Here is a 1,741-nt window from a genome sequence, read left to right as displayed (position 1 = left end):
TTCTGCCTCTCACCCTCATACTTCACGGGGACGATCTCCCTGGCAAGAAAATGCATCTTATACCGGGTCCTGAGGAAGTCCTCCATGCCGGCGTGGGCGTAGACCCTGCACCCCGGGTCTTCCTTGAGTTCCCGGAAGAGAAAATCCCAGGGCCTTCTCTCTCCCTTGAGGACGAAATCGATGGTGCCCAGCTTTTCGAAGTAACCAGGGGGCAGCTCCGCCGTGGGATACCTGTTCATGAGACAGATCGCCTCCGACCTGGCAACGGTGGAGATAAGCGCCGTGACGAGGGCTTCGCCCACGTCCCCCCTTCCCTCTTCGACGAAGACGTAGGGACCGTAGCATTCGATCGTCGAAGCCCCGGTGCTGCGCCATGCCATGCCTCCCGCCATCCTCCCCTTCCTGTCCGTGGCGGTCAGGACACCATACTCGCCGCTGGCGACCATGTCGACGACCTTGCCCGGATAGCGGAGATCCTGGGGATAGAAGAACGGGTCATACCGGCCCGCGATGGACCGGACGAACATCTTCAGGTCCTCAACATCGGGGGGACCGTACGAGAGGCCTTCCCTGTCGGGAGCTTCCTCGCTCTTCCACGGCTCCACCTCGGGATAGGTCTTTTCTTTTATCAGGTCTATCCCTGTTCCCATGAGGGCGTCGTGGAATATGGACATCCTGTCCACGGAACGCGACGCGATGAGAAGGCCCATTTCATCAAACCCTTCCTCATCGGGTGAGATATTCGCCGTGAGATTGAAGGCGCGGGGGTCGAAGTCGATGTTGTCGAAGGCAAACCGCAGGAGGGCGTAGTAGAAACCGTTCTCCATGGTGAGGGTGACAGGTCTTACCTCGCCGGTCATACCACACAGATAAGAGAACATCTCCTCGGAAGCCAGCGTCAGTTTCAACGCGTCCCTGTCCTCGAGGCCGAATATCCGGGATGACGACTCAGTGAAGGAAAGAACGAGAGGAAGGAACTTCATGTCCGTTCCGACGGATAGAACGATGTCTGCTTTCCGGTCCTGCATTGCCACCCCCAGCGGCGTTATCGAGACGTGTCCCGCGACAACCTTATCGTTTATATCAGGAATGCACCCTTTCCTGCAACCTCTTGTTCAAGGGAAACAAGAATAACCAATGACCAAATTCTGTTCCTTTCCTCTTTCGCTTCAATTCTGTTAGAATGTGGCCCATGACCATTCCCTTTCTCCCCACGACCCGGGCCGAGATGAAGGACCGCGGATGGGACGGCCTCGATGTCGTTCTCGTGACCGGCGACGCCTACGTGGACCATCCTTCCTACGGGGCCGCCGTCATCGGGCGTGTCCTCGAAGCGGCGGGCTTTCGTGTCGGCTTCATAGCCCAGCCGGATCTGAGGACCACGCGCGATCTCAGCCGCCTTGGCAGACCCCGGCTCTTCTTCGGGATCACCGCCGGAAACATGGACTCCATGGTCGCCAACTACACCGCGCACAAGCGCCCGCGGCTGAGCGATGACTACTCACCCGGAGGAAGACCGGGGCTGCGTCCCGACCACGCGGTGATCGTCTACGCCAACAAGGTCCGTGAAGCGTTCAAAGACGTCCCCATCGTGCTCGGCGGCATAGAGGCAAGCCTGCGCAGGTTCGCCCACTACGATTGGTGGAAGAACGAGGTCCGGCGCTCCATACTCCTCGACAGCAGGGCGGACATCCTCGTGTACGGCATGGGAGAGGCGCAGGTGGTCGAGATAGCCCGGAGG

2 protein-coding genes are annotated in these 1,741 nt (G+C 59.4%); one reads left to right on the top strand and one right to left on the bottom strand.

What is annotated here, in order from left to right; genetic code table 11:
- The coding region (locus GXX82_10740; protein ID NLT23513.1) for a hypothetical protein at positions 1 to 1,028 on the bottom strand (1,028 nt) is incomplete at its 3' end.
- 155 nt (positions 1,029 to 1,183) lie between these two features.
- Here GXX82_10740 and GXX82_10735 point away from each other — a divergent pair.
- Positions 1,184 to 1,741: YgiQ family radical SAM protein (locus GXX82_10735; GenBank protein NLT23512.1), on the top strand; the 558-nt coding region annotated here is incomplete at its 3' end.

It is taken from the genome of Syntrophorhabdus sp. (assembly GCA_012719415.1).
Lineage (GTDB): Bacteria > Desulfobacterota > Syntrophorhabdia > Syntrophorhabdales > Syntrophorhabdaceae > Delta-02.
This window is presented reverse-complemented; position numbering and strand designations above follow the sequence as displayed.